The sequence below is a fragment of the Pseudomonas sp. Z1-12 genome, assembly GCF_051132015.1.
In the GTDB taxonomy this organism is placed as follows: domain Bacteria; phylum Pseudomonadota; class Gammaproteobacteria; order Pseudomonadales; family Pseudomonadaceae; genus Aquipseudomonas; species Aquipseudomonas zanjanensis.
This window is the reverse complement of record NZ_CP071647.1, coordinates 5,246,676-5,272,037: the sequence shown is the minus strand read 5'-3', so window position 1 is coordinate 5,272,037 and position 25,362 is coordinate 5,246,676. Positions and strand designations below refer to the sequence as shown.

At 60.8% G+C, this 25,362-nt stretch carries 26 protein-coding genes and 1 pseudogene; 11 read left to right on the top strand and 16 right to left on the bottom strand.

What is annotated here, in order from left to right; translation table 11 throughout:
• Positions 1–72 precede the first annotated feature (72 nt).
• Together ybaK and J3P85_RS22880 are read left to right on the top strand one after the other, a co-directional pair.
• On the top strand, positions 73–543 hold the full coding sequence (gene ybaK, locus J3P85_RS22885; protein WP_053124560.1) for a Cys-tRNA(Pro) deacylase: 471 nt from the start codon (positions 73–75) through the stop codon (positions 541–543).
• A gap of 174 nt (positions 544–717) precedes the next feature.
• Positions 718–1,500, top strand: coding sequence for a PhzF family phenazine biosynthesis protein (locus tag J3P85_RS22880; protein ID WP_434703608.1), 783 nt, complete (start codon positions 718–720; stop codon positions 1,498–1,500).
• 150 nt (positions 1,501–1,650) lie between these two features.
• Here the strand turns inward: J3P85_RS22880 and J3P85_RS22875 are convergent, their stop codons facing one another.
• A complete protein-coding gene (locus tag J3P85_RS22875; protein ID WP_434703607.1) occupies positions 1,651–2,760 on the bottom strand; it encodes an ABC transporter ATP-binding protein in 1,110 nt (369 codons plus the stop codon).
• Positions 2,757–3,677 (bottom strand): ornithine carbamoyltransferase, encoded by a 921-nt coding sequence (gene argF, locus J3P85_RS22870; protein ID WP_434703606.1) that lies wholly within the window; start codon positions 3,675–3,677, stop codon positions 2,757–2,759. The genes J3P85_RS22875 and argF overlap by 4 nt, the downstream gene beginning before the upstream one ends.
• A gap of 403 nt (positions 3,678–4,080) precedes the next feature.
• Between argF and J3P85_RS22865 the strand changes: the two genes are divergently transcribed.
• The 3 genes from J3P85_RS22865 (at position 4,081) to grxD (ending at position 7,039) form a co-directional block, all read left to right on the top strand.
• On the top strand, positions 4,081–4,368 hold the full coding sequence (locus J3P85_RS22865) for a hypothetical protein (protein ID WP_053124551.1): 288 nt from the start codon (positions 4,081–4,083) through the stop codon (positions 4,366–4,368).
• 131 nt (positions 4,369–4,499) lie between these two features.
• On the top strand, positions 4,500–6,608 hold the full coding sequence (locus J3P85_RS22860) for a molybdopterin oxidoreductase family protein (protein WP_434703605.1): 2,109 nt from the start codon (positions 4,500–4,502) through the stop codon (positions 6,606–6,608).
• Between the two features lie 89 nt (positions 6,609–6,697).
• Entirely contained in the window at positions 6,698–7,039 is a 342-nt protein-coding gene (gene grxD, locus J3P85_RS22855) for a Grx4 family monothiol glutaredoxin (RefSeq protein WP_058542208.1), read from the top strand.
• Positions 7,040–7,266: 227 nt separating this feature from the next.
• Here the strand turns inward: grxD and bfr are convergent, their stop codons facing one another.
• Positions 7,267–7,740: a bacterioferritin gene (gene bfr / locus J3P85_RS22850; RefSeq protein ID WP_434703604.1), complete on the bottom strand. Its 474-nt coding sequence runs from the start codon at positions 7,738–7,740 to the stop codon at positions 7,267–7,269.
• Between the two features lie 198 nt (positions 7,741–7,938).
• Entirely contained in the window at positions 7,939–8,157 is a 219-nt protein-coding gene (locus J3P85_RS22845; RefSeq protein WP_003178704.1) for a bacterioferritin-associated ferredoxin, read from the bottom strand.
• Between the two features lie 313 nt (positions 8,158–8,470).
• Between J3P85_RS22845 and J3P85_RS22840 the strand changes: the two genes are divergently transcribed.
• Positions 8,471–9,073, top strand: a complete 603-nt coding sequence (locus J3P85_RS22840; protein WP_003204949.1) for a peroxiredoxin — start codon at positions 8,471–8,473, stop codon at positions 9,071–9,073.
• Between the two features lie 271 nt (positions 9,074–9,344).
• Here J3P85_RS22840 and rnt read toward each other — a convergent pair whose 3' ends face one another.
• Together rnt and pyrC are read right to left on the bottom strand one after the other, a co-directional pair.
• The gene (rnt, locus tag J3P85_RS22835) at positions 9,345–10,022 is read right to left on the bottom strand and encodes a ribonuclease T (RefSeq protein ID WP_003204947.1); all 678 of its coding nucleotides are present in this window, start codon (positions 10,020–10,022) and stop codon (positions 9,345–9,347) included.
• Positions 10,019–11,065, bottom strand: a complete 1,047-nt coding sequence (gene pyrC / locus J3P85_RS22830) for a dihydroorotase (protein ID WP_186729810.1) — start codon at positions 11,063–11,065, stop codon at positions 10,019–10,021. Before pyrC ends, rnt begins: the two co-directional genes overlap by 4 nt.
• 192 nt (positions 11,066–11,257) lie before the next feature.
• Between pyrC and J3P85_RS22825 the strand changes: the two genes are divergently transcribed.
• Positions 11,258–12,250: a flagellar protein MotY gene (locus J3P85_RS22825; protein ID WP_434703603.1), complete on the top strand. Its 993-nt coding sequence runs from the start codon at positions 11,258–11,260 to the stop codon at positions 12,248–12,250.
• Positions 12,251–12,378: 128 nt separating this feature from the next.
• Positions 12,379–13,596 carry an argininosuccinate synthase gene (locus tag J3P85_RS22820; RefSeq protein ID WP_053124536.1) on the top strand — a complete coding sequence of 406 codons (1,218 nt, stop codon included), beginning with the start codon at positions 12,379–12,381 and terminating at the stop codon, positions 13,594–13,596.
• A 320-nt stretch (positions 13,597–13,916) separates the two neighbouring features.
• Here the strand turns inward: J3P85_RS22820 and J3P85_RS22815 are convergent.
• Positions 13,917–14,171, bottom strand: a pseudogene (locus tag J3P85_RS22815) (hypothetical protein); the annotation flags it as partial.
• A 466-nt stretch (positions 14,172–14,637) separates the two neighbouring features.
• Here J3P85_RS22815 and J3P85_RS22810 point away from each other — a divergent pair.
• Entirely contained in the window at positions 14,638–15,264 is a 627-nt protein-coding gene (locus tag J3P85_RS22810; RefSeq protein ID WP_109753848.1) for a response regulator transcription factor, read from the top strand.
• A 55-nt stretch (positions 15,265–15,319) separates the two neighbouring features.
• Here J3P85_RS22810 and J3P85_RS22805 read toward each other — a convergent pair whose 3' ends face one another.
• From J3P85_RS22805 to metG, 8 genes are all read right to left on the bottom strand, one after another.
• Complete coding sequence (locus J3P85_RS22805; protein WP_207964904.1) at positions 15,320–15,505, bottom strand: PA3496 family putative envelope integrity protein; 186 nt, start codon at positions 15,503–15,505, stop codon at positions 15,320–15,322.
• A gap of 107 nt (positions 15,506–15,612) precedes the next feature.
• Complete coding sequence (gene nth / locus J3P85_RS22800) at positions 15,613–16,251, bottom strand: endonuclease III (protein WP_434703602.1); 639 nt, start codon at positions 16,249–16,251, stop codon at positions 15,613–15,615.
• The gene (locus tag J3P85_RS22795; RefSeq protein WP_434703601.1) at positions 16,248–16,781 is read right to left on the bottom strand and encodes an Rnf-Nqr domain containing protein; all 534 of its coding nucleotides are present in this window, start codon (positions 16,779–16,781) and stop codon (positions 16,248–16,250) included. The genes nth and J3P85_RS22795 overlap by 4 nt, the downstream gene beginning before the upstream one ends.
• Positions 16,774–17,385, bottom strand: a complete 612-nt coding sequence (locus tag J3P85_RS22790) for an RnfABCDGE type electron transport complex subunit G (protein WP_434703599.1) — start codon at positions 17,383–17,385, stop codon at positions 16,774–16,776. Before J3P85_RS22790 ends, J3P85_RS22795 begins: the two co-directional genes overlap by 8 nt.
• Positions 17,382–18,368 carry an RnfABCDGE type electron transport complex subunit D gene (locus J3P85_RS22785; RefSeq protein WP_434703598.1) on the bottom strand — a complete coding sequence of 329 codons (987 nt, stop codon included), beginning with the start codon at positions 18,366–18,368 and terminating at the stop codon, positions 17,382–17,384. Before J3P85_RS22785 ends, J3P85_RS22790 begins: the two co-directional genes overlap by 4 nt.
• Positions 18,355–19,365 carry an electron transport complex subunit RsxB gene (gene rsxB, locus J3P85_RS22780; RefSeq protein ID WP_434703597.1) on the bottom strand — a complete coding sequence of 337 codons (1,011 nt, stop codon included), beginning with the start codon at positions 19,363–19,365 and terminating at the stop codon, positions 18,355–18,357. Before rsxB ends, J3P85_RS22785 begins: the two co-directional genes overlap by 14 nt.
• Positions 19,362–19,934, bottom strand: a complete 573-nt coding sequence (locus J3P85_RS22775; RefSeq protein WP_434703596.1) for an Rnf-Nqr domain containing protein — start codon at positions 19,932–19,934, stop codon at positions 19,362–19,364. Before J3P85_RS22775 ends, rsxB begins: the two co-directional genes overlap by 4 nt.
• A gap of 129 nt (positions 19,935–20,063) precedes the next feature.
• A complete protein-coding gene (gene metG, locus J3P85_RS22770) occupies positions 20,064–22,109 on the bottom strand; it encodes a methionine--tRNA ligase (protein ID WP_434703595.1) in 2,046 nt (681 codons plus the stop codon).
• Positions 22,110–22,440: 331 nt separating this feature from the next.
• On the opposite strand from metG, the gene apbC reads away from it, so the two are divergent.
• Positions 22,441–23,535 (top strand): iron-sulfur cluster carrier protein ApbC, encoded by a 1,095-nt coding sequence (gene apbC, locus J3P85_RS22765; protein ID WP_434703594.1) that lies wholly within the window; start codon positions 22,441–22,443, stop codon positions 23,533–23,535.
• A 127-nt stretch (positions 23,536–23,662) separates the two neighbouring features.
• Here the strand turns inward: apbC and J3P85_RS22760 are convergent, their stop codons facing one another.
• Positions 23,663–24,421, bottom strand: a complete 759-nt coding sequence (locus J3P85_RS22760; protein WP_434703593.1) for an SDR family oxidoreductase — start codon at positions 24,419–24,421, stop codon at positions 23,663–23,665.
• Positions 24,422–24,585: 164 nt separating this feature from the next.
• On the opposite strand from J3P85_RS22760, the gene J3P85_RS22755 reads away from it, so the two are divergent.
• A complete protein-coding gene (locus tag J3P85_RS22755; RefSeq protein ID WP_434703592.1) occupies positions 24,586–25,317 on the top strand; it encodes a HugZ family protein in 732 nt (243 codons plus the stop codon).
• Positions 25,318–25,362: the final 45 nt, after the last annotated feature.

Below are 25,362 nucleotides of genomic sequence, written 5' to 3'. Positions count from 1 at the left end.
ACCGGAGCCTTTTCACAGGCGATGGCTTAGAATCGGCTCACTCGTTTTGGATTTCCTTTGTCAGGAGCGGTCATGACACCCGCGTTGGATCTGCTTAAGAAAGTGCGCGCCGAACATCGCATCCACAGCTATGAACACGACCCCAAGGCTGCCTCCTATGGCTTGGAGGCAGCGGAAAAGCTCGGGCTGGATCCGGCGCAAGTGTTCAAGACGCTGTTGGCGGCCAGCGAAAAAGGTGAGCTGTTGGTGGCGGTAGTGCCTGTGGCCGGGAGTTTGGATTTGAAAGGCCTGGCTCATGCCGCCGGCGTGAAAAAGGTCGAGATGGCCGACCCGGCCGCCGCGCAGCGTTCGACCGGTTATTTGCTCGGCGGGATCAGCCCGCTGGGGCAGAAGAAGCGTCTGCGCACGTTTATCGACAGTTCCGCACAGCCGCTCGCCAGCATGTTCGTCAGTGCGGGGCGGCGTGGGTTGGAAGTCGAGCTGGCGCCTTCGGTATTGAAGGAGCACACCGGGGCGGCGTTTGCCGATATTGGTCGGGCTTGATAGCCGGGTGGCTGCTGCGCAGCCAAGCGGGAGCACGCTCCCTCGCCACAGGGGCGCAAGGCCTGGTCGGTGTGTTTATCCGGCGCTGTAGGGTGAAAATTCTGCTGATCTGTCTCTGGATAAGCCTTGCCGCTGCACCCATGCTGTCGCATCAGAAAAATAAGGAGAAGTGCCATGCAGCTTGCGTTTCATCAGGTCGATGCGTTCAGTGACCGGCCATTCGGCGGTAACCCGGCGATGGTCTATCGGCTCGACGGCTGGCTTGCCGATGACTTGATGCAGAAGATTGCCGCCGAACATAACCTGGCTGAAACCGCGTTTCTGGTGCGTGAAGGCCAGCATTGGCATATCCGCTGGTTCACCCCCACCACCGAAGTCCCGCTGTGTGGGCACGCCACGTTGGCCAGCGCTTATGTGCTGTTCGAGGTCTATCACGAACCCGTCGAGCGCCTGGATTTCATTTGCCGGTCCGGTTCGCTGAGCGTGACGCGCGAGGGGGATCGGCTGTGGCTGGATTTTCCGGCCGTCGTGCCTGCCGAATTGGGCGCCTCTCTGGCGGTGCAGAGTGCCTTGGGCGTCGAAGCGGTGGATGTGTTGAGTTCCAACGAACTGTTCGTGGTACTGGAATCGGAGCAAGCGGTGCTCGATTGCAAGCCGGACATGGCGGCCCTGGCGAAACTGCCCTGGCCCGGCGCTATCGTCACCGCACCGGGGAGCAAGCATGATTTTGTCTCGCGCTATTTTGCCCCGGCGATCGGCATCAACGAAGACCCGGTGACTGGCTCGACCCATTGCAGCCTGATTCCCTACTGGTCCAAACGCCTGAGTAAACACGGGCTGACGGCTTATCAATGCTCGGCCAGGGGCGGGGCGTTGTTTTGCCGGTTGGAAGGTGAGCGGGTGAAGATTGGCGGGCATGCGACGTTGGTGGCGAGTGGGACGTTGATGCTGGGGTGACTCTGCATTCAAGCCAATGAGATCTGTGGGAGATCAACTGTGGGAGCGAGCTTGCTCGCGATAGTGGTGGTTCAGCTCGCATCAATGTTGAATGTGCCTACGCCATCGCGAGCAAGCTCGCTCCCACAGAGGTTCGCATTTCTTCGGATTTTAGGTGGCCGCGCTGTAGCGCCGTACACCGCTGTCCACCGGCGGGATCTGCGCCGCCGTGCTGCCCGAGGCCTGGAACAGCACCAGGTGCTCAGCCGCCACGCGGATGCCGACTTCAGCGCCCACCTGATGGTCGGCATGGCTGGGGAAGATCGATTCCAATTGCGCGCCTGTGGGCAACTGCAGGCGATACAAGGTTGAGGCGCCCAGGAAGGTCTTGCCGATGATTCTGCCGGTGAGCGGGCTGTCCGGCGCATAGACGATATCGTCCGGGCGCAGCAGCACGTCCACCGCGCCGCCGATGGGCCAGGTGTAGGCGCGGTTGCCACGCAGGATGCCCAGTTCGGTCTGCACCGATTCCGGGCTGTCGAGCTGGCCACGAATGAAATAGCCCTGGCCAATGAAACTGGCGACGAATGGCGTCAGCGGTTCGTGGTACAGGTTGTAGGGCGTGTCCCACTGTTCCAGGCGACCTTCCTTGAATACGCCGACATGGTCACTGACGGCGAAGGCTTCTTCCTGGTCATGGGTGACCAGGATCGCGCTGGTGCCACGGGCCTTGAGAATGTCCCGCACTTCATGGCTGAGCTTGCGGCGCAGCTCGCCATCGAGGTTGGAGAACGGCTCGTCGAGCAACAGCAACTGCGGTTCCGGCGCCAGCGCACGGGCCAGGGCCACGCGTTGTTGCTGGCCGCCGGACAGTTCATGGGGAAAACGCTTGCCCAGGTGCTTCAGGTTGACCAGTTCCAGCAGCTCTTCGACGATGCGGTCCTTGTCCGGGTGCTTGCGAATGCCAAAGGCAATGTTCTGTGCCACGCTCAGGTGGGGGAACAGGGCGTAATCCTGAAACACCATGCCGATGCGGCGCTTTTCCGGGGCAAGGGTGAAACCGGCGCGGGAGATGGTTTCACCAGCCAGTTGGATTTCACCCTCATGCACCGGTTCGAAGCCGGCAATGGCGCGCAACGTCGTGGTCTTGCCGCAGCCGGACGAACCGAGCAGGCAACCGATGTCACCGGCATTGAGGTGCAGGTTGAGGTTCTGGACGACCCGCTGGTCCTGGTAGCCGCAGGCCAGGTTGTGCAAGTTCAGCAGCAGGGCGTGGCTCATGCGTGGTGATACGCCGGCTCGACCAGGAACTCGAGCAGGGCCTTCTGCGCGTGCAGGCGATTTTCGGCCTGGTCCCAGGCTACCGAACGCGGGTCATCCAGCAGGTCCATGCTGATTTCCTCGCCACGGTGGGCCGGCAGGCAGTGCATGAACAGCACGTCGGCATCCGCCAGGTCGAGCAGGGCGCGGTTGACCTGCAGTGGCGCGAACAGCGCCAGGCGCCTGGCGGTTTCTTCCTCCTGGCCCATGGAGGTCCAGACGTCGGTGCTCACCAGGTGCGCACCGGCCACGGCCTGTTTCGGATCGCGAACGATGGACACCCGGTCCCCGGCCTTGGCCAGCAGCTCGGCATTGGGGTCAAAGCCTTCAGGGCAGGCAATGCGCAGCTGGAAGTCGAATTGCATCGCCGCTTCTATATAGCTGTTGCACATGTTGTTGCCATCGCCGATCCAGGCCACGGTCTTGCCCTGGATCGAGCCACGGTGCTCGAGGAAGGTCTGCATGTCGGCCAGCAGTTGGCAAGGGTGCAGGTCGTCGGACAGGCCGTTGATCACCGGTACGCGGGAATGGGCCGCGAACTCGGTCAGGGTGCTGTGGGCAAAGGTACGGATCATCATCGCGTCCAACATGCTCGACATGACGATGGCGCAGTCGCTGATGGGTTCGCCACGGCCCAGCTGGGTGTCACGGGGCGACAGGAAGATCGCCTGGCCGCCCAGCTGGATCATGCCGGCTTCGAAAGAGATGCGAGTGCGGGTCGATGACTTCTCGAAGATCATCCCCAGCACACGGTTTTTCAAGGGCTCGAACAGTACGCCGCGGTTACGCAGGTCCTTGAGCTCCACGCCTCGACGGATCACGCCGAGCAACTCATCGGGCGTGAAATCCATCAGGGAGAGAAAGTGCCTTGCGCTCATGATTGACTACCTTTTTGTAACTGACCGCAGATGCTCAAAGCCTTGTCTAATGAAAAAACGGGCGAGACCTGCGGCAAAAGCCGCACGGGGCGACGAAATAGGGGAAGGCGCGATCTTATAATTAAATGTCGCGTCTTACCAATAGGGCTACGGTTTTTGGGGAGTTCAGCGAGGCCATCACGCGAATGCGATGGCGTAGTTGAGGCCGGTTTCCTGACAGCAGCGGTCCATTTGTACACTGGCGTTGCTCGGCTTGGCAATCAAGCCCGGCGCGCGCGCGGTGGTCGATGGCCCGTTTATGCCATGTCATTCCATCCTTTCGCCTGTCTGCTGGTGCTTGTGAAACATTTCCTAATGCAAAGGCCTGGGTTATAAATGAGCCTCAGCGGCACAGGAGCCCGAAATGGATTCGAAAGAGCAACAACTGATGGAATTGCTGGGGCTGACCGCACGCTCGCTGACGCACCTGACGGCTTCGGTGACGTCCATGTCATTCGAATTGCTGCGCAGCGATGACGAAGTGACCAAGGCCGCCGGCCGGCGGATGATCGATCGCATGGCCACGATCAGCAGCGGCCTCGACGAGCATTGGCGGTTGATTGGCGAGCTGACCGGTGTACCCATCGCCCAGGAACAAGTGGAAACCATCGAGGAAATCCAACTCCTGGCGCCACCTCCCGAAGGCCCTTGAACGCACTTCATCGGCGGGCCTGATGCCCGGCAATTCACAGGACGAACGTCGCTGGCGCTGCCGGGAATCACGCGCCATAGTTTTGTTCCCGCGGCCGAAAGTGCCCGCCACGAATAAAACAGAGACTGGCCATGACCAAGACTCTCCACCACCGTGCGTGCCATCTGTGTGAAGCCATCTGTGGCTTGACCCTCGAAACCACCGAAACCGACGGCCAGGGCCTGGCGATCACCTCGATCAAGGGCGATGCGCTGGACACGTTCAGCCGTGGTCACATCTGCCCCAAGGCCGTGGCCCTGCAAGACATCCAGAACGATCCAGACCGCCTGCGCCAACCCATGCAACGCGTCGGCAGCGAATGGCAACCCATCGCCTGGGACGATGCCTTCGCGCTGGTGGCCGAGCGCCTGGCGGCTATCCAGGCGCGTCACGGCCAGAACGCGGTGGCCGTCTACCAGGGCAACCCCAGCGTGCATAACTATGGGCTGATGACCCACAGCAACTATTTCCTGGGGTTGTTGAAGACCCGCAGCCGTTTCTCGGCGACCTCGGTGGACCAACTGCCTCATCATTTGACCAGTCACCTGATGTACGGTCACGGCTTGCTCCTGCCGATTCCGGACATCGATCACACCGATTTCATGTTGATCCTCGGCGGCAACCCACTGGCTTCCAACGGCAGCATCATGACCGTGCCAGACGTGGAAAAGCGCCTCAAGGCGATCCAGGCCCGTGGCGGCAAAGTGGTGGTGGTCGATCCACGCCGCAGCGAAACGGCGGCCATAGCTGACCAGCACGTCTTCGTCCGCCCGGGTGGTGATGCCGCGCTGCTGTTTGGCTTGCTCAATACCTTGTTCAGCGAAGGCTTGACCCGTGACAGTCATCTGCCGGTGGACGGCCTGGACGAGGTTCGCGCGGCCGTCGCTTCCTTCACGGCTGAAACGATGAGTCCGCTCTGTGCGGTGCCGGCCGCGCAGATCCGGCAATTGGCCCGGGACTTCGCCGCCGCGCCGTCAGCGGTGTGTTATGGACGGATGGGCGTGTCGACCCAGGCGTTCGGCACGCTGTGCCACTGGCTGATCCAGGTAATCAACCTGGTCACCGGCAATCTTGATCGGGTGGGCGGTGCGCTGTGCACCGAGCCAGCAGTGGACATGGTGGCCACCACCTCGGGCGGGCATTTCAACCGTTGGCAGAGCCGGGTGTCCGGGCGTCCCGAGTACGCCGGGGAGCTGCCGGTGTCAGCCCTGGCCGAGGAGATGCTGACCGAGGGCGAAGGCCAGATACGCGCGTTGGTGACCGTGGCCGGCAATCCGGTGCTGTCGACGCCCAACGGGCGGCAACTGGAGCAGGCCCTGGATGGGCTGGAGTTCATGGTCAGCGTCGATTTGTACATCAACGAAACCACCCGTTACGCCGACCTGATCCTGCCCTCGACCTCGGCCCTGGAAAACGATCACTACGACACCACGTTCAACCTGTTCGCCGTGCGCAACGTGACCCGTTTCAACCGGGCGATCCTGCCCAAGCCCGAGGGGGCGCTGCATGACTGGGAAATCTTCGTCGGCCTGGCCAAGGCCTTCGCCGCCCGGACCGGCAAGGAGCTCAAGCCGACCATGCCGCCGGCACAAATGATCGATTTTGGCCTGCGCAACGGGGCGTATGGCGACGCCTCGCCGCACAAGCTGTCCCTGGCGACCTTGTTCGACCATCCCCATGGCATCGACCTCGGCGCGCTCAAGCCCAACCTGGCTCCACGGTTGAAAACCGAAAACCAGCGGGTGCAGGCCGCACCGGCGGTGATTCTCGCTGACCTGGCGCGCTTTGCCGCGTTGCAGGCGCCTGAGCCGGATGAGTTGCTGATGATTGGCCGCCGTCATGTGCGCAGCAACAACTCCTGGATGCATAACTTCCATCGACTGGTGAAGGGCAAGCCGCGTCATCAGTTGCTGATGCACCCGGATGACCTCGCTGCGCGTGGCCTTGCCGATGGGCAGCGCGTGACCGTCAGTTCGCGGGTGGGGGTCATCGAAGTCGAGGTACTGGGCAGCCTGGACATGATGAAAGGCGTGGTCAGCCTGCCCCACGGCTGGGGCCATGCCCGGCCGGGTGTGCAGATGACCATTGCCAGCGCACAGCCAGGCTCCAGCGCCAACGACTTGACCGATGATTGTCAGCTCGATGAGTTATCCGGCAACGCGGCGCTCAACGGTGTACCGGTGAAGGTGGCGGCTGCGTAAAATTGTCCCTGAGCAGCACGTTCTGCTTTCCGTTACAATGCGCCACCGTGTCGACATCTGAAGTCGCAAAGTTTAAGCCGAGGTGCTCCGTGGATATCATCGAAACGATTAAAGACCAGATTGCCAACAACACCATCCTGCTTTACATGAAAGGCTCGCCGAACGCGCCACAGTGCGGTTTCTCGGCCAAGGCCGCCCAGGCGGTGATGGCGTGTGGCGAGAAGTTTGCCTACGTGGACATCCTGCAGAACCCGGAAATCCGCGCCAACCTGCCCAAGTACGCCAACTGGCCAACCTTCCCGCAATTGTGGGTGGGTGGTGAGCTGATCGGCGGTAGCGACATCATGACCGAGATGGCCGCTGACGGCTCTCTGCAGACCACGATCAAGGCAGCTGTGGAAGCAGCAGCGGCGAACAAGACCGAAGCCTGATCCATGGAAGTCTGTTCACCACACTGGTTGTGGTGAACATTAGACCTTGTGGGAGCGAGCTTGCTCGCGATAGCGGTGTGTCAGTCTCTGTTGATGTTTCTGATACAACGCTTTCGCGAGCAAGCTCGCTCCCACAGTGGTTTCGGTGTGGCCTGGAGTCCAGGTAATAAAAAGCCCCGCCTCTCGAAAGAGGGCGGGGCTTTTTAGTGGCTTGCTACTGGGGAAACTTACTCTTCACCCATCTGCGATTGCAGGTAGTTCTCCAGACCGATCTTGTCGATCAGGCCCAGTTGGGTTTCCAGCCAATCGATATGCTCTTCCTCGGATTCGAGGATGTCTTCCAGCAGTTCACGGCTACCGAAGTCGCCAACGCTTTCGCAATGGACGATGGCGGCCTTCAGGTCGATGTGGCCGGCTTTCTCGATGCGCAGGTCGCACTCGAGCATTTCCCGGGTGTGTTCGCCGATGTGCAGCTTGCCCAGGTCCTGGACGTTCGGCAGGCCTTCGAGGAACAGGATGCGCTTGATCAGCTTGTCCGCGTGCTTCATCTCGTCGATGGACTCGTGGTACTCGTGCTTGCCCAGCTTGTTCAGGCCCCAGTCCTCGTACATGCGCGCATGCAGGAAGTATTGGTTGATCGCGACCAGCTCATTGGCAAGGATCTTGTTGAGATGCTGGATGACTGTAATGTCGCCTTTCATGATGAGGCCTGCCCTGTAATAGCTGTGTATAGGGCGGAGTTTGAGCCGCGTATTTACCAGTGTCAAACCTAAGTTATTGAATAATAAATGAAAATTAATCGGAATAAGAATGTTTGTGTTCCGCGTCTGGACGCTAACTATTTGATTTGCAGGCATAAAAAAACCGGACACTAAGTCCGGTTCCTTGAAAAGCTGTGTTTACGCGGCAGTAAATTCTACCGGGTAAGGGATCGAGGCCTGTGCCGTTTGCACCTTGGCGAGGGTTTCACGCACCACTTCCTTGGCCAGGCAGGCACATTTGCCGCATTGGCTGGCTACGCCGGTGGCCTGGCGGACTTCGCGATAGCTGCAGCAACCTTCATAGATCGCTTCGCGGATTTGCCCGTCGGTGACGCCAGTGCAGAGGCATACATACATAAGTGAGAACCGTCGCTGGTTGTGACTCAATTGAGACGGATCTTAATGTTAACGAGAATGATTGTCAAAGTGGTTTCTCAAGGACTTTCACCCAGGTGACGTCAGGCTGACGAACGGTTTTATCCAGCGCGACGAAAGCGGCCCGCAGCGGGGCGGCGATTTTTCGATACCACGAAAAACCGTTGAAGACAGTCCAAATGCGCGGTGTATGATGGTCGGCCCTTGTAAGCGGGTTCGTGTCACAGGGCTGTCGCCTGAGGGTGGCAGGCTGGCCCGGACCTTGTTTTCACGCTATTACATCAGGAGATATCCCATGAGCGTACTCGTAGGCAAACAAGCCCCAGACTTTACCGTTCCAGCCGTCCTCGGCAACGGCGAAATCGTCGACAGCTTCACCCTGTCCTCGGCCATCAAAGGCAAATACGGCCTGGTGTTCTTCTATCCGCTGGACTTCACTTTCGTCTGCCCATCCGAGCTGATCGCACTGGATCACCGCATGGACGATTTCAAGGCGCGCAACGTTGAAGTGGTCGCTGTTTCGATCGACTCGCACTTCACCCACAACGCCTGGCGCAACACCCCGATCAACAATGGCGGTATCGGCCAGGTGAAATACACCATGGCTGCCGACATGAAGCACGAAATCGCCAAGGCCTATGACGTTGAGTCCGAAGGCGGCGTGGCTTTCCGTGGTGCGTTCCTGATCGACGACAAGGGTGTCGTCCGTTCGCAGATCATCAACGACCTGCCGCTGGGCCGTAACATGGAAGAGCTGATCCGTCTGGTCGACGCACTGCAATTCCACGAAGAGCACGGCGAAGTCTGCCCGGCCAACTGGAAAAAAGGCGACAAGGGCATGACCGCATCGCCTGAAGGCGTTGCCGCTTACCTGGGCGAGCACAGCGACAAGCTGTAAGCGCACCCTGGCATAAAAAAACCGGCCCTTGATGGGCCGGTTTTTTTATGGGCAGTGCAAACCGAATGATCGGCAGAGACGCAGAATCTTTGGCTCTGGACCCTGTGGCGAGGGAGCTTGCTCCCGCTTGAGTGCGAAGCGCTCACAAAATATTTGGGGCGGCTACGCCACCCAGCGGGAGCAAGCTCCCTCGCCACAGGGTCCAGAGCCACAAGAGCCACAAGAGCCACAAGAGCCACAAGAGCCACAAGAGCCGGACCTGGCGCCGATGTCAGTCGTCGAAATCCTGCCAGCCACCCATCTCTTTCCACCGGTTGACGATGCCGCAGAACAGCTCGGCGGTCTTCTCGGTGTCGTAGCGGGCCGAGTGGGCCTCGCGGCCATCGAAGTCGATGTCGGCTGCCTGGCAGGCCTTGGCCAAGACAGTCTGGCCGTAAGCCAGGCCCGCCAAGGTCGCAGTGTCAAAGCTGGAGAATGGGTGGAACGGGTTGCGCTTCATGTCCAGGCGCGCGACGGCGGCGTTGAGGAAGCCCAGGTCGAAGCTGCTGTTGTGGCCGACCAGGATCGCTCGCTTGCAACCGTTGGCTTTCAGCGCCTTGCGTACGCCACGGAAGATGTCGGTCAGGGCTGTTTCTTCGCTGACCGCCATGCGCAGCGGGTGATCGAGCTTGATCCCGGTGAACTCCAGGGCTGCCGCTTCGACGTTGGCGCCTTCGAACGGTTCGACGCGGAAGAAGTAGGTGTGATCAGGGAACACGAAGCCTTTTTCGTCCATGCCGATGGTGGTCGCGGCGATTTCCAGCAGGGCGTCGGTGGCGGAATTGAAACCACCGGTTTCGACATCGACGACGACCGGCAGATAACCACGGAACCGCGCGGCCATGGGGTGACGGGCGCCGCCCGAACCACCGTTGCCGTCCAGTTCGTCGTCGAAATGATCTTCACTCACGCGTTTTCCTCCAGCAGGCGCCAGCGCAGTTTTTCACCGGCGCGCAGCGGGATGACGGTCTGCTCGCCGAAGGGCAGGCTGACAGGGGCGGTCCATTCGTCACGGACCAGGGTAATACGATCGGTGTTCACCGGCAGGCCATAGAAACGCGGACCGTGCAGGCTGGCAAAGCCTTCGAGCTTGTCCAGCGCGTTGCGCTGTTCGAACGCCTCGGCGTACATCTCGATGGCGGCATAGGCGGTGTAGCAGCCGGCGCAACCGCAGGCCGCTTCCTTGGCGTGCTGGGCGTGGGGGGCCGAGTCGGTGCCGAGGAAAAACTTGGCGCTGCCGCTGGTGGCGGCGTCCAGCAAGGCTTCCTGGTGGGTATTGCGCTTGAGGATCGGCAGGCAATAGAAGTGCGGCCGGATCCCGCCCACCAGCATGTGGTTGCGGTTGTACAGCAGGTGATGGGCAGTAATGGTCGCGCCGACGTTGGCCGGTGCCTCGTTGACGAACTGCACGGCATCGCCGGTGGTGATGTGTTCGAACACCACCTTGAGGGTCGGGAAGCGCTCCACGACGCGGCGCATATGCTCGTCGATGAAGATCTTCTCGCGGTCGAACACGTCGACGTCGCCCCGGGTGACTTCACCATGGATCAACAGCGGCATGCCGACTTCGGCCATGGCCTCCAGCGCCGGGAAGATCTTGTCGATGCTGGTGACGCCGGAGTCGGAGTTGGTGGTCGCGCCGGCGGGGTACAGCTTGGCGGCGTGGACAAAACCGCTGGCCTTGGCGTCGCGAATCTCTTCGGGCTGGGTGCGGTCGGTGAGGTAAAGCACCATCAGCGGTTCGAAGCGGCTGCCAACCGGGCGTGCGGCGAGGATACGCTGGCGATAGCCATCGGCCTCGGCGGCGTTGCGCACGGGCGGAACCAGGTTAGGCATGATGATTGCGCGCCCGAAGGTGCGCGCGACATCGGCGACGGTATGGGTCAACACAGCACCATCGCGAAGATGAATATGCCAGTCGTCGGGACGCAGCAGGGTCAGGCGGTCGGACATTGGGGGGCTTCCAGGCGGGTCAAACTCTGGGGAATGCTACCGGAAAAGACCGATTCAGGCACCCGCTATCAAGTTCTGCCACAACTTACCGATAGCTCCTACAGGTGTGCCACGAATCCGTGCAGTGCCCTGGACAGGCGTCATGCCCTCAAGCAGGCGTCGATCTTTGTATAAAAGTCAGTGGAGCCTCCCGTGCGCCAGCGTTATCTAGCCTTGCTCAGTGTGTTTGCCAGCCTTCCCGCCATGGCGCTCACTTTCCAGACCCGTCTGGAGAGCATCGAGTGGACGGTCGAAGGCGACAAGTTCGAGTGCCGGCTGAGCCAGCCGATCACCGATTTTGGCAGCGGCGAATTCGTGCGCAAGGCGGGGGAGCAGGCCACGTTCCGCCTCAAGGCTTATAACCCGATGCTCGGTGGTGGCTCCGCAACGTTGCTCGCGGCCGCGGCGCCCTGGCAGCCAGGACGGGGCGATATCAACCTGGGCTCGGTCAGGATCGGCAGCGGCGATGTGCTGTTCGACAGTTCCCAGGTACAGGCAGGCCGACTGATCAGCGGATTGATGGAAGGTCGCAGCCCCGTGGTTCGACGCAACACCGAGGATGGACGCGTTTCCGAAGTCCGGCTGCTGCCCGTGCGCTTCAACAAGGCGTTCAACGATTACCAGGGCTGCGTGGCGAAACTGTTGCCGAAGAACTTCGAACAGATCAAGCAAACCCAGATTGGTTTCCCCGGCGAGGGGGTTGAGCTGGACGCTCGGGCCAAGGCTCAGTTGCAGGTCATGCTCGACTTCATCAAGGCAGACCCGAGCGTCAATCATGTCGAGCTTGATGGCCATTCCGACAACAGTGGCAACCGCCTGACCAACCGTGAGCTTTCGCGCCGTCGGGCCCTGGCGGTGCAGGACTTCTTCAAGGCCAACGGCTTCCAGGAGTCGCAGTTCACCGTGCGCTTCCACGGCGAGCGTTATCCGCTGGTCGCCAATACCAACGCCGCCAATCGGGCCAAGAACCGTCGTGTCGTCGTAAAACTGGAGCGAGTGGCGGCCACCCAGGCCCCGGCGCTACAGCCGCCAACACCAGCGGCAACGCCTGCCGTGGCACCCGCTGCTGCACCGGGCAAGACGGCGGCACCGGTTGTCCCGGCCAAGTCGGCTGCGCCTGCTGCGACGGCTGCGCGCACTTCCTGATCCCGCGCGGATCGTCGCGCAGTCGACATAATCTGTCGCTTCGTCGTCATAAGCTGTCGCGCCTCTGTAAATTATCCGCGCTGGACGTTAGACTTCCCGGCTTTCCGTACAACCCGTGGAGTGATGGCATGGCGGACGTAAACAAGGTCGTTCTGGCGTATTCCGGCGGCCTGGACACTTCGGTGATCCTCAAGTGGCTGCAGGACACATATAACTGCGAAGTGGTGACCTTCACCGCTGACCTGGGGCAGGGCGAAGAAGTCGAGCCTGCACGCGCCAAGGCCCAGGCCATGGGCGTCAAAGAGATCTACATCGACGACCTGCGCGAAGAATTCGTCCGCGACTTCGTGTTCCCGATGTTCCGCGCCAACACCGTTTACGAAGGCGAGTACCTGCTGGGTACGTCCATCGCCCGTCCGTTGATCGCCAAGCGCCTGATCGAAATCGCCAACGAAACCGGCGCCGACGCCATTTCCCACGGCGCCACCGGCAAAGGCAACGACCAGGTGCGTTTCGAACTGGGCGCCTATGCCCTCAAGCCGGGCGTGAAAGTCATTGCACCGTGGCGTGAATGGGACCTGCTGTCTCGCGAAAAACTGATGGACTACGCCGAGAAACACGCCATCCCGATCGAGCGCCACGGTAAGAAAAAGTCTCCGTACTCGATGGACGCCAACCTGCTGCACATCTCCTATGAAGGCGGCGTGCTGGAAGACACCTGGACCGAGCACGAAGAAGACATGTGGCGTTGGACTGTCTCCCCGGAGAAGGCCCCAGATACCCCGCAGTACCTGGAACTGACCTATCGCAACGGCGATATCGTCGCACTGGACGGCGTGGAAATGAGCCCGGCCACCGTGCTGGCGACCCTGAACCGCATCGGCGGCGAACACGGCATCGGTCGCCTGGACATCGTCGAGAACCGTTATGTCGGCATGAAGTCCCGCGGCTGCTACGAAACCCCGGGCGGCACCATCATGCTGCGCGCCCACCGGGCGATCGAATCGATCACCCTGGACCGCGAAGTGGCCCACCTCAAGGATGAGTTGATGCCCAAGTACGCCAGCCTGATCTACACCGGCTACTGGTGGAGCCCTGAGCGTCTGATGCTGCAACAGATGATCGACGCTTCCCAGACCAACGTGAACGGCGTGGTACGCCTGAAGCTGTACAAGGGCAACGTGATCGTGACCGGGCGCAAGTCCGACGACTCGCTGTTCGATGCCAACATCGCGACCTTCGAAGAAGACGGTGGTGCCTACAACCAGGCCGACGCCGCCGGCTTCATCAAGCTCAACGCACTGCGCATGCGCATCGCAGCGAACAAGGGTCGCAAGCTGTTCTGACCTTGGCTATCCAAAAAAACGGCCTGCCTTGAGCAGGCCGTTTTTTTTGTCCTCTTTTTTGTGCATGCCGCAGGTTCGTACCTGATGGCTCATTTATCCTGCCCGTGGGCTGCAAGATCTGTCTGGTTGTAGATGACGTACACGACGATGCCGGCGTGCCTTAAATGTTCCGTTCGACAGGTCTCGATCAAGCGCTGGGATTGGCTGCATAAGGTACACAGGGTCTCCGGCGATTCACGGCTGTGTCGATGCAGGCCGATCAGCAGCAGTCGTTGCTCCTTGCCCGTCTGGCGCAGCATTCGTTTACGCCGACTGGTCGTGTCATCCATGGTCTTTATAAAGTGTTTGCTCTTGCGAAAATCCGAAGGTGAATACAAGGAGCGATAATTGAAGTTGAGTGTGATGAAAAAAAGCAGCAGCAGATAAAACGGAAAGCTGATCAGGAACCAGAGGTAATACTCGCGATCCTGATCATCCAGGAACGGCAGGGAAATCGCCGCGGAAGTTTCGGATAAAGTTGCGAATATGGCGATAAGGGTCATGGGGTTGGTGATGGTTTTCAAAGGTTTGTTCATGGTTAATGCTCATGGAATATTCATGCTCGGTGAGTAAAGTGATAAAGAGTGTTTGGTGATAATAAGGTGTCGCGATAATCGTCAGGGATGCTGGCATTTAATGTCAGGTGCCTGAGCGTCTTTTATATATGAATTCCTGTTGCTGAAGTGAGGTGTGGCAGTTTTAACAGCAAACAATTCAGTTACTCTTTATGAATAAAGAGCGTTCCGGCGGTCGGTCCGCGCCGGGCAGGGCGGTGAAAGAGCGCATTGTTCGTGGGGGATACCGGAGTGTTGGTGAGGTCGATCTTTCTCTGAAAAAAATTCAGGACACATTTTTCCTGCCAGGATTTGTAGGAATTTTCTGTATAGCTTGTAGGTTCTGTCTCTCGGTGCGAGCGGTCAGGGGGGGGCAGTATGCCAAGGTAGAAATGACTAGGCTATTGTGCGTGCTCTAAAAATTCGAACAGCGAAGTTGGATTTGCCCATGAATAAAGTGCTGATCGTGGATGATCATCCCGTCATTCGTCTTGCTGTACGTTTGCTGATGGAGCGTCATGGATATGAGGTCGTTGCCGAAACCGACAACGGCGTCGATGCGCTACAACTTGCTCGTGAACTTATGCCCGACATCGTCATTCTTGATATCGGCATTCCGAAGCTGGACGGGCTGGAGGTTATTGCCCGTTTGGCGGCCATTCCTTCATCAATGAAAGTGCTGGTGCTGACTTCTCAGGCGCCTGGACATTTTTCGATGCGCTGCATGCAAACGGGGGCGGCCGGGTATGTCTGCAAGCAACAGGACCTTACTGAGTTATTAAGTGCAATAAAGGCAGTGCTGTCCGGTTACAGTTACTTTCCCAACCAGGCACTGCACACGGTGCGATCGAGTCTGGGTAATGCCAGTGAGTCCGATATGGTTGATCGGTTATCGGGGCGGGAAATGATGGTCTTGCAGCAACTGGCGCGCGGCAAGACCAACAAGGAAATCGCCGATGGAATGTTCTTGAGCAACAAGACCGTCAGTACTTACAAGACGCGTCTGTTATTGAAACTCAATGCCCGTTCGCTGGTCGACCTGATCGAACTGGCGCAGCGCAATGGGTTGGTGTGAGGCTTCAGGTCACGCGTACTCAGTAAAAAGCCTCCGTCGGGGAGGCTTTTACGCGTCAGAGATCAAAGTCGTATTCGGCCAGTTGCTTCTGTAAACGACGCTCTTCCAACAGGTTATCGATGGTGCGCCGCTTGCTCAGGTTGGTTTTCGCCACTTCCGGCACGGCCACAGGTTCGACGTCGTCGGCTTCAACGGCGGTGAATTCGTCTTCTACATCCAGTTGTTCTTTGCCAGCACTCATGGGTTCGACTCCAGGCTAAGACTGCCATTGGCGCTCCTTATATCGATAAACCACGAGCGGGTAAAAAAGATTTTTTCAATCGATGGATCGAGAAAAGCAATAGCGCCTCAATCGTCCGACGTCTTGTGCTTGTATTCGCATAAATCTTCGATCCGGCAACTGCCGCAGCGGGGCTTGCGGGCCAGGCAGACGTAGCGTCCGTGGAGGATGAGCCAGTGATGGGAGTCCAGCAGGTATTCCTTGGGGACAAATTTCATCAGCTTCTTCTCCACTTCCACCACGTTTTTGCCGGGGGCCAGCCCGGTACGGTTGCTGACGCGGAAAATGTGGGTGTCGACGGCCATGGTCAACTGCCGAAACGCGGTGTTGAGCACGACGTTGGCGGTTTTGCGGCCGACGCCTGGAAGGGCCTCCAGCGCTTCACGGGTCTGGGGGATTTCACTGCCGTGGCGCTCGATCAGCAGGCGGCAGGTTTCGATCACGTTTTTAGCCTTGCTGTTGAACAGGCCGATGGTCTTGATGTACTCGGACAACCCTTCGACGCCCAGGGCATGGATCGCCTCTGGGGTATTGGCGATCGGGAACAGTTTGGCGGTGGCCTTGTTGACGCCGACGTCGGTGGACTGCGCCGACAGGATGACCGCGATCAGCAACTCGAACGGAGAGGAATAGGCCAGTTCGGTTTTCGGCTCCGGGTTGTCTTCGTGAAAGCGACGGAATATTTCCAGGCGTTTTGCGGCGTTCATGGGCGCGGCGTTTCCTCGAGGATTGAAGGGGATTTGGCGGTCGTCCAGGCCTGTCGGGCCGCCAGCAGCAGCCCGAGCAGAATGAACCCGCCAGGAGCGAGCAAGGCCAGGGGCAGGCCGCTGCCGATCAGTTCACGGATGGCGCCCAGGCTGATCATCAAGAGGCCGAACACCCCAACCAGCCGCAGGCGCACAAGCAGGCGAGACTCAACGAAGAACCCCCCATGCTCCAGCGCCACGCAGCTCAGGGCGATCCAGCCCATGTACAGGCTCAGCGGTTGATACAGTTCCAGCGCCCAGGCCTGAATGACCAAGCCTGTACAGGTGGCCAGGGTGGTGGCCAGCACAATGGCTGCGAGCAGCCTTTGCCCAGACGTCAGGCGCTGCCGGACAAGCCCCATCGCCAAGCCTTGGCAGGAGAGAATCAGCGCCCAGGCCAGCCATAGTGCCAGTGCGCCGACCAATGAATGGCTAGCGCCAACCAACGGGACGAGCAGCAGGCCGCGTGTCAGGCCCCATGGCTTATTCATCCGCAGACACTCCCGTTAACCGGGCCTTGTGCTCGTCGAAATAACGCAACGCGTCATGAACCGCCTGGAGCACCGCCCGGGACGTCACCGTTGCGCCGGTCAATTGATCGAACTGACCCTGGTCCTTTTTCAAGGCCCAGCCGCTGTCATCAGGCGCCTGGCGTGATTTGCCGGTGAAGGTCTGCAACCAGGCGTTCGGCCAGCCGGCAATCGCCGCGCCCAACCCGGGCGTCTCGGCTTGGCGCAGGGTCTTGACCCCCAGCAACCGGCCTTGTGGATCGATGGCGACCAGCAATTCGATGCTGCCTTCATAACCCAGCGCCTGGCTACGCAGCAGCACGGCGCTGGGCTGGCCGTTGCGGGTCGCCAGGTAACCGCCCAGCAGCGTGCTATGGGCCAAGGTTACTGCGGTTGTGAAAACGGGGTGCGCCAACGGCTGATTGTCATAGCGGTCAGGGGGCAGCACGTCGAGCAAGGTCTTGTTCGCCAGCGTCTGTCGCTGGGCCTCGATGCGCCCGGCCGTGCTGAGGTGCGTGAGGTAAGTGGCACCGCTACCGAGGCCAATCAACAGGATCAGGATTGCCATGCCGCCGGGATTCTTCATGTCAGCGGCCGCCGTTGTCGCGCCTCGGCGAATCGGTCCAGTGCCGGCACGCCGAGGTTCATCAGCAGCACGGCGAACGCCACGCCGTCCGGGTAGCCGCCCCAGGTGCGGATCAGGTAGATCAGCAGTCCCATGCCCGCGCCAAACAGCAGCCGGGCAAGCGGGGCCTTGGCCCCCGAGACCGGTTCGGTCGCGATAAAAAAGGCGCCGAGCATGGTCGCGCCGCTGAACAGATGAAACAGCGGTGAACCATGGGAATCGGAACCCGACCCGTTCCAGCACAACAGGCTGATGATGAACAGGCTCGCCAGCAGGCCCACCGGCGCATGCCAACTGAACACCCGTTGCTGCAACAGGAACAGGCCGCCTGCCAGGAAGGCCAGGTTGACCCATTCGGCACCTCGACCACCGAAACGCCCGAACGCCGGATCGGTGCCGAACAGTTCATCGATGGTCAGGTTCGTGTTGGTCCGCAGGCTGTCCAAGGCGGTCGCCCCGGCCCAGGCATCGGGCGCCGGATGAGTGCCGAACACTTGCTGCAAACCTTCCAGCAGACCCATGCCGTGGGGCGCGGGCCATTGACTCATCTGGGCGGGAAACGCCACCAGCACCAAGGCGTATCCGAGCATCGCCGGGTTGAACGGGTTGCTGCCGACGCCGCCCCACAGGTGCTTGCCGAACAGCAAGGCGCAGGCGGCCGCCGTGACGGTCAGCCACCAGGGGCAATACGCCGGCAAGGCCAGGGCCAGCAGCGTGGCACTGACCAGTGCGCTGCCATCGTGCAGTTCGGGCTTGAGCGGCCGCTGCCGCATACGCAGGACCAGCGCTTCGACCGTCAGTGCGGTGAAGCCGGACAACAGCAGGTTGAGCGCCACGCCCCAGCCTTGGAACCACAGCAACGCCAGCACGCCGGGCAGCGTCGCCAGCAAAACTTGCATCATCGCTGGTCGCAGCCGTTCGTCCACCGGCTCAGGAAGCGGCATGGGCGTCCACCTGGCGTTCGGCATCCTTCACCGCTTGCTCCAGCGCCTGCAACTGTTCATCCGACACCGCGGCCGTCCGGGCTTTGCTGAGTTCGGCGCGGCGCATCGCCAGTTGGATCTTGGCCCGCTTCAGCTCGGCGTTTTGCGCCGGTGGTGCAGGGGGCGCAGTGGCCGCAGGTGCGGCGTTTTCCAGTAGGCTCAGGGCCTGCTCGGCGGCTTCGAACTGGCGTTGCAGCACGATGAGTTGCGACTGCTGCTCGAAAGTCGGCGGATGGCCGAACGCTTTCAAGGATTTGTTCAATTGTGCCCGGCTCATGGCCAGGTCGATCTTGGCTTTTTTCAAGGCGGCATCGGCGGTGGCGGCTTTTTGCGCGCGTACGCGTTCCAATGCGGCTTGTACGGGGTCGAGCGACTGCTCCTTGGCTTGCGCCGCCCTTTGGGTACGGGCCAAGCGCTCCGCCTGGCGCTGTTCTTCTTCGCGGCGCAGGCGCGCATTGCGTTGTTCGAAGCGACGTCGGGCGTGGTTGCGCTTGGCGGTTCGCGCCTGCTGCTCATCGGTACTGAAGGCCAGGCCGCCGACAATCGGCAGCACGGTCGCCATTGGCAGAGGGCGCATCTCGATGCAATCGACCGGGCAGGGCGCCACGCAAAGGTCGCAGCCGGTGCACTCATCGATGAGAACGGTGTGCATCAGCTTGGCCGCGCCAACAATCGCGTCCACCGGACAGGCCTGGATGCACTTGGTACAGCCGATGCATTCGGCTTCGCGGATAAAGGCGATTTGCGCCGGGGCCGCGCCGCGGCTGGTGTCCAGTTCTAGCACCGGTATTTTCATCAGCTCGGCCAGGGCCGCGATGGTTTCGCGCCCACCGGGCGGGCATTTGTTGATCGGCTCGCCTTGGGCGATGCCTTCGGCGTAGGGCTTGCACCCGGGGTGGCCGCACTTGCCGCATTGGGTCTGCGGCAGGAGGGCATCGATACGTTGAATCAGGCTCATGTCTTGACCAGCCCGCGCAATCCGAGAAAGGCCACCGCCATCAGTCCGGCGCTGATCAACTGAATCGGCAGGCCCCGAAAGGGCAGGGCAATAGCGTTATTGGAGGTGCGCTGGCGCAAATCGTCGAACAGGCTCAGCACCAGCCAGAAACCCAACCCGGCAGCCAGGCTCAGGGCCATGGCGTGGCCGAGGCCTCGGTCGTCCTGGCTGTTGAGCAGCGTCACGCCCAGTACGCCGGCATTGCCCAGCAACAGCGGCCACAGCCCATCGAATGGCAGGGTCGGCAGCCAGCGCGCCAGCAGGCGCAGCAAGGGGGCGATCAGCAAGATGCTCAAGGACAGCCACGCCAACAGGCGCAGCGACATCAGGTTTGTCGGTGTCAACAGCCCATGATCGATCAGGTAGCCCAGGGTGCCGACGATCAGCATCAAGCACGTCGTCGCCAGGCCCAAGGCGTGCACCTGCTTTCTGCCGCTGGCCGCCAGCAGTGGATCGACGCCCAGCGGCCAGTGCAACACCAGGTTGTTGATCAGGGCAGCGCTAAACAGCGTGAGGAGGATTTCGGTCATGGGCGTGTTGGTGACGAGAGGCCTGTTACAAGATTAGGCATTATCCGGCACGCCGGGCGCGTGGGCCAGATATGAAAATCCCACAGCCACCTGCGCGGCGACTGTGGGATCGGTGCAGCGGGCGTCGTATTACTTGATCCGCTGGCCCGGCTTGGCGCCGCTGTCAGGGCTCAGCAGGTAGATTTCCTCGCCGCCGGGGCCCGCCGCCATCACCATGCCTTCGGAGATGCCGAAGCGCATTTTGCGCGGCTTGAGGTTGGCGATCATCATCGTCAACCGACCTTCCAGCTTGGCCGGGTCCGGGTAGGCGCTCTTGATGCCGGAGAACACGTTGCGTTGCTCGTCGCCAATGTCCAGGGTCAGGCGCAACAGCTTGTCGGCCCCTTCGACGGCTTCGGCCTTGACGATCAGCGCCACGCGCAGGTCAACGGCGGCAAAGGCATCGAAATCGATTTCCGGCGACAGCGGGTCCTTGGCCAGTTCGCCGTTGCCGGCAGGGGCGCCGGTGTCGGTCTGGCTGGCGGCCAGGTCTTCCTTGGAGGCGTCGATCATGGCTTGGACCTTGGCGGAATCGATGCGGGTCATCAACGGCTTGAACTCGTTCAACTGATGGTTGCTCAGCAGGGTCTGGTGGTCGTTCCAGGTCAGCGGCGCGACGTTCAGGAACGCTTCGGCATCGGCGGCCAGCAGCGGCAGTACCGGCTTGAGGAAGATCACCAGTTGGCGGAACAGGTTGATGCCCAGGGCGCAGATGGCCTGGACTTCGTCCTGCTTGCCTTCCTGCTTGGCCAGCGACCATGGGGCCTTGTCGGCGATCCAGGCGTTGGCGCGGTCGGCCAGGGCCATGATTTCGCGCATGGCGCGGGCAAAATCGCGGCTCTCGTAGGCTTCGGCGATGCTGGGCGCGGCCGCCAGGAAGGCGTCGGTCAGTTCCGGCGCGGCGTTACCGGCGACCAGGACGCCGGCGTTGCCCTTGTGGATGAAGCCGGCGCAACGGCTGGCAATGTTGACGACCTTGCCCACCAGGTCGGAGTTGACCTTTTGCACGAAGTCTTCGAGGTTCAAGTCCAGGTCATCGACGCCACGGCCGAGCTTGGCGGCGTAGTAGTAGCGCAGGTATTCCGGCGACAGGTGGTCCAGGTAGGTCCGGGCCTTGATGAAGGTGCCGCGGGACTTGGACATTTTCTGCCCGTTGACGGTCAGGTAGCCGTGGACGTTGATGGCGGTCGGCTTGCGGAAACCGGCACCTTCGAGCATCGCTGGCCAGAACAGCGCATGGAAATTGACGATGTCCTTGCCGATGAAGTGATACACCTCGGCGGTGGAGTCCTTGCCCCAGAACGCGTCGAAATCCAGTTCCGGCGTGCGGTCGCACAGGTTCTTGAAGCTCGCCATGTAGCCGATGGGCGCATCCAGCCACACGTAGAAATACTTGCCAGGCTCGCCGGGGATTTCGAAGCCGAAGTACGGTGCATCGCGGGAAATGTCCCACTCTTGCAGGCCGGAGTCGAGCCATTCGGCGAGCTTGTTGGCCACCGCGTCGTGCAATGTGCCGCTGCGGGTCCAGGTTTGCAGCATCGCCTGGAAATCCGGCAGCTTGAAGAAGAAGTGCTGGGAATCCCGGAGCACCGGGGTGGCGCCGGAAATCGCCGATTTCGGGTCTTTCAGGTCAGTCGGTGCGTAGGTGGCGCCGCATTTCTCGCAGTTGTCGCCGTACTGGTCTTCGGTGCCGCATTTCGGGCAGGTGCCCTTGATGAAGCGGTCGGCCAGGAACATGTTCTTTTCCGGGTCGAAATATTGGGTGACAGAGCGGGTGGCGATATGCCCGGCGTCACGCAGCTTCAGATAGATCTGGCTCGACAGCTCACGGTTTTCTTCGGCGTGAGTGGAGTGGAAGTTGTCAAAGTCCACCAGGAACTCGGCAAAGTCGGCGCTGTGTTCAGCCTGGACGTTGGCGATCAGCTGTTCCGGGGTGATGCCTTCCTTTTCCGCACGCAGCATGATGGCCGAACCGTGGGCGTCGTCGGCGCAGACATAGATGCACTGGTTGCCGCGATGTTTCTGGAAGCGCGTCCACATATCGGTCTGGATGTATTCCAGCATATGGCCGAGGTGAATCGAACCATTGGCATAGGGCAGGGCGCTGGTGACGAGGATCTTGCGTGGCTCGGACATGGGGCTCGGCTACTTGATGAAACGGAGGTCGGCCACTATAAAGCGCCGGGAAATATATTTCACCCCACTGGCCTGTTTCCGTATGCATTGCTGAGGCCCCACAGCCACAACCTGTGGCAAGGGGATTGTGGGAGCAAAGCTTGCTCGTGAAACAGGCACCTCGATTTCTGACAAATCCCATCGCCTGGATCGCGGGCAAGCCTTGCTCCCACACAACGGGAGCAAGCTCCCTCGCCACAAGAGCGTTCGCCGGCCTTAATCGGGTCGCCACAAAAGCACGCGCGGCGTAGGATAGCGGCCTGTTTTTCAAGTCTTGCTATCGGAGTTGCCCATGAGCGCCGTCAACCGCGCAGCGGTGGAAACCGTCCTTCGCCAGTACACCGACCCCTACCTGAACCAGGACCCGGTCAGCGCCGGATGCGTGCGCGCCATCGACATCCAGGGCGATCGCGTCAGCGTCCAGCTGGAAATCGGCTACGCCGCCGACCTGTTCAAGAGCGGCTGGGCGCAGATGCTGAAAATGGCGATCGAAGGCCTGGACGGCGTGACTGCCGCGAGCGTCCAAGTCACCAGCGTCATCGCTGCGCACAAGGCCCAGGCCCAGGTGCCGGGGCTGGCGAACGTCAAGAACGTGATCGCCGTGGCCTCGGGCAAGGGCGGCGTGGGCAAGTCCACCACCGCCGCCAACCTGGCCCTGGCCCTGGCCCGTGAAGGGGCGAAGGTCGGGATTCTCGACGCGGACATCTACGGTCCGAGCCAGGGCATCATGTTCGGGATCGCCGAGGGCACCCGGCCCCAGGTCAAGGATCAGAAGTGGTTCGTGCCGCTGCAATCCCATGGCGTGGAAGTCATGTCCATGGCCTTCCTGACCGACGACAACACGCCGATGGTCTGGCGCGGGCCGATGGTGTCCGGTGCCTTGCTGCAACTGGTCACGCAAACCGCGTGGGGCGACCTGGATTACCTGGTGATCGACATGCCGCCGGGCACTGGCGATATCCAACTGACCCTGGCGCAGAAAGTCCCGGTGGCCGGTGCGGTGATCGTCACCACCCCCCAGGACCTGGCCCTGCTGGACGCGCGCAAGGGCGTGGAGATGTTCCGCAAGGTGAACATCCCGGTGCTGGGCGTGGTGGAAAACATGGCCGTGCACATCTGCTCCAATTGCGGCCATGCCGAGCACCTGTTCGGCGAAGGTGGTGGGGAAAAACTGGCGACCCAGTACGGCGTCGAATTGCTGGCTTCGCTGCCGCTGTCGATGGTGATCCGTGAACAGGCCGACGGCGGCAAACCGACGGTCATCGCCGAGCCGGACAGCCAGATCGCCATGGTCTATCAGGAACTGGCCCGCCACGTAGGCGCGCGGATCGTGTTGCAGGAAGCGGCATCGCCGGCGATGCCGAATATCACCATCAGCGACGATTGATGTTTTAAAACACAATCCCCTGTGGGAGCGAGCTTGCTCGCGATAGCGGCCTGACATTCAACATTGATGCAAGTTGACCCGGCGCCATCGCGAGCAAGCTCGCTCCCACATTGATTTGTGCAGTCCCTTAGATCCGCATCCCGCCATCCATCTCCAGGATCCGACCGGTGTAGTAGTCGTTCTCAAAGATATAGGCGGCCGAATGGGCAATTTCCTCGGGTTTTCCCATGCGCTTGAGCGGGATCGCGGAGGTCATTCTTTCCAGGGCCTCGGGCTTCATGCCCAGGGTCATCTCGGTTTCGATGAAACCCGGTGCAATGCCCGCCACACGGATGCCGTAGCGTGCCAGCTCCTTGGCCCAGGTCACGGTCGCTGCGGCCACACCGGCCTTGGCCGCCGAGTAGTTGGTCTGGCCGACATTGCCGGCGCGGGAGATCGACGAGATATTGATGATGGCGCCGCTGTTCTTCAGCTCGACCATTTTCGCCGCCACTTCACGGGTGCACAGGAACACACCGGTGAGGTTGACATCGATCACCGCCTGCCACTGGGCCAGGCTCATCTTGGTCATTTCGCCGTCCTTGACCTTGAGCAGCAGGCCGTCGCGCAGGATCCCGGCGTTGTTGATCAAGCCGTGGATCGCGCCGAAGTCCTCGGCCACCCGGGCGACCATGTCGACCACCTGATCTTCATTGGCGACGTTGCACAGGTAGGCACGGGCCTCGACGCCCTTGGCCGCGCAGGCGGCAACCGCCTGGTCGAGTTTTTCCTGGTTGAGGTCCACCAGGGCCAGCTTCGCGCCTTTACCTGCGAAATACTCGGCCATGGAACGACCCAAGCCCTGGCAACCGCCGGTGATAATGATTACTTTGTCAGTGAGTTGCATTCTCATGTCCAGATGGGGCAGCGGTGGAGGGGACCCTTTGGGCGGCCTCTCGATTCGCGACGGTGTAGCCCGACTGCACACGAGAATCGTCCCCTAGGTGTATCGGAACATTACTCCAGTCGCCTGACCGTTTTCTAGACGAATTTTATAAAAGGAGTCATAAATTGAGCGTTGAAGCTGCCAAGCATGCCCGGGAACTGCTGCTCAAGGAATACCGTGGAATGCTCTCCACGCATTCCAAATCCATGCCCGGTTTTCCGTTCGGCTCCGTCGTGCCCTATTGCCTGGACGCGGAAGGCCGGCCGCTGATCCTGATCAGCCGCATCGCCCAGCACACGCACAATCTGCAAAAAGACCCCAAGTGTTCGCTGCTGGTGGGCGAGCGCGGTGCCGAGGATGTGCAGGCCGTCGGGCGCCTGACTTACCTGGCCGAGGCCCGGAAGCTCGAAGACAGCGCCGCCATCGAGGCGGCCGCCGAGCGTTATTACCGCTATTTCCCTGACTCGCAGAACTACCACAAGGCCCATGATTTCGATTTCTGGCTGCTCGACCCGGTGCGCCATCGCTACATCGGTGGCTTCGGCGCCATTCACTGGATCGACTCGCTCACCCAGGCCAATCCCTTCGCCGGCAAGGCCGAAGCCAGCATGATCGAGCACATGAACGCCGATCACGCCAAGGCCATCGCTCATTACGTTGAGCTGGCCGGCCTGCCGAAAAGCGAACCGGCGCAACTGGTGGGCATCGACAGCGAAGGCATGCACCTGCGTATCGGGCAGGGCTTGCACTGGCTGGCGTTTCCAACGCCTTGCAACACGCCGACACAAGTACGCGAAGCCTTGGTTTACCTGGCTCACGCCGAGCAATGGCCAAAAAATGCCGAGGCCGACGCTTGAATTCACGAAAGGTCGACGTCATTTAGGTTTTCATAGCAAGGCATT

Excerpts from the sequence above, each read along its gene's own strand:
- ybaK (WP_053124560.1), top strand. The coding sequence starts at position 73 with ATGACACCCGCGTTGGATCTGCTTAAGAAAGTGCGCGCCGAACATCGC.
- J3P85_RS22880 (WP_434703608.1), top strand. The coding sequence starts at position 718 with ATGCAGCTTGCGTTTCATCAGGTCGATGCGTTCAGTGACCGGCCATTC.
- J3P85_RS22875 (WP_434703607.1), bottom strand. The coding sequence starts at position 2,760 with ATGAGCCACGCCCTGCTGCTGAACTTGCACAACCTGGCCTGCGGCTAC.
- argF (WP_434703606.1), bottom strand. The coding sequence starts at position 3,677 with ATGAGCGCAAGGCACTTTCTCTCCCTGATGGATTTCACGCCCGATGAG.
- J3P85_RS22865 (WP_053124551.1), top strand. The coding sequence starts at position 4,081 with ATGGATTCGAAAGAGCAACAACTGATGGAATTGCTGGGGCTGACCGCA.
- J3P85_RS22860 (WP_434703605.1), top strand. The coding sequence starts at position 4,500 with ATGACCAAGACTCTCCACCACCGTGCGTGCCATCTGTGTGAAGCCATC.
- bfr (WP_434703604.1), bottom strand. The coding sequence starts at position 7,740 with ATGAAAGGCGACATTACAGTCATCCAGCATCTCAACAAGATCCTTGCC.
- J3P85_RS22845 (WP_003178704.1), bottom strand. The coding sequence starts at position 8,157 with ATGTATGTATGCCTCTGCACTGGCGTCACCGACGGGCAAATCCGCGAA.
- J3P85_RS22840 (WP_003204949.1), top strand. The coding sequence starts at position 8,471 with ATGAGCGTACTCGTAGGCAAACAAGCCCCAGACTTTACCGTTCCAGCC.
- pyrC (WP_186729810.1), bottom strand. The coding sequence starts at position 11,065 with ATGTCCGACCGCCTGACCCTGCTGCGTCCCGACGACTGGCATATTCAT.
- J3P85_RS22820 (WP_053124536.1), top strand. The coding sequence starts at position 12,379 with ATGGCGGACGTAAACAAGGTCGTTCTGGCGTATTCCGGCGGCCTGGAC.
- J3P85_RS22810 (WP_109753848.1), top strand. The coding sequence starts at position 14,638 with ATGAATAAAGTGCTGATCGTGGATGATCATCCCGTCATTCGTCTTGCT.
- J3P85_RS22805 (WP_207964904.1), bottom strand. The coding sequence starts at position 15,505 with ATGAGTGCTGGCAAAGAACAACTGGATGTAGAAGACGAATTCACCGCC.
- nth (WP_434703602.1), bottom strand. The coding sequence starts at position 16,251 with ATGAACGCCGCAAAACGCCTGGAAATATTCCGTCGCTTTCACGAAGAC.
- J3P85_RS22795 (WP_434703601.1), bottom strand. The coding sequence starts at position 16,781 with ATGAATAAGCCATGGGGCCTGACACGCGGCCTGCTGCTCGTCCCGTTG.
- J3P85_RS22790 (WP_434703599.1), bottom strand. The coding sequence starts at position 17,385 with ATGAAGAATCCCGGCGGCATGGCAATCCTGATCCTGTTGATTGGCCTC.
- J3P85_RS22785 (WP_434703598.1), bottom strand. The coding sequence starts at position 18,368 with ATGCCGCTTCCTGAGCCGGTGGACGAACGGCTGCGACCAGCGATGATG.
- rsxB (WP_434703597.1), bottom strand. The coding sequence starts at position 19,365 with ATGAGCCTGATTCAACGTATCGATGCCCTCCTGCCGCAGACCCAATGC.
- J3P85_RS22775 (WP_434703596.1), bottom strand. The coding sequence starts at position 19,934 with ATGACCGAAATCCTCCTCACGCTGTTTAGCGCTGCCCTGATCAACAAC.
- metG (WP_434703595.1), bottom strand. The coding sequence starts at position 22,109 with ATGTCCGAGCCACGCAAGATCCTCGTCACCAGCGCCCTGCCCTATGCC.
- apbC (WP_434703594.1), top strand. The coding sequence starts at position 22,441 with ATGAGCGCCGTCAACCGCGCAGCGGTGGAAACCGTCCTTCGCCAGTAC.
- J3P85_RS22760 (WP_434703593.1), bottom strand. The coding sequence starts at position 24,421 with ATGCAACTCACTGACAAAGTAATCATTATCACCGGCGGTTGCCAGGGC.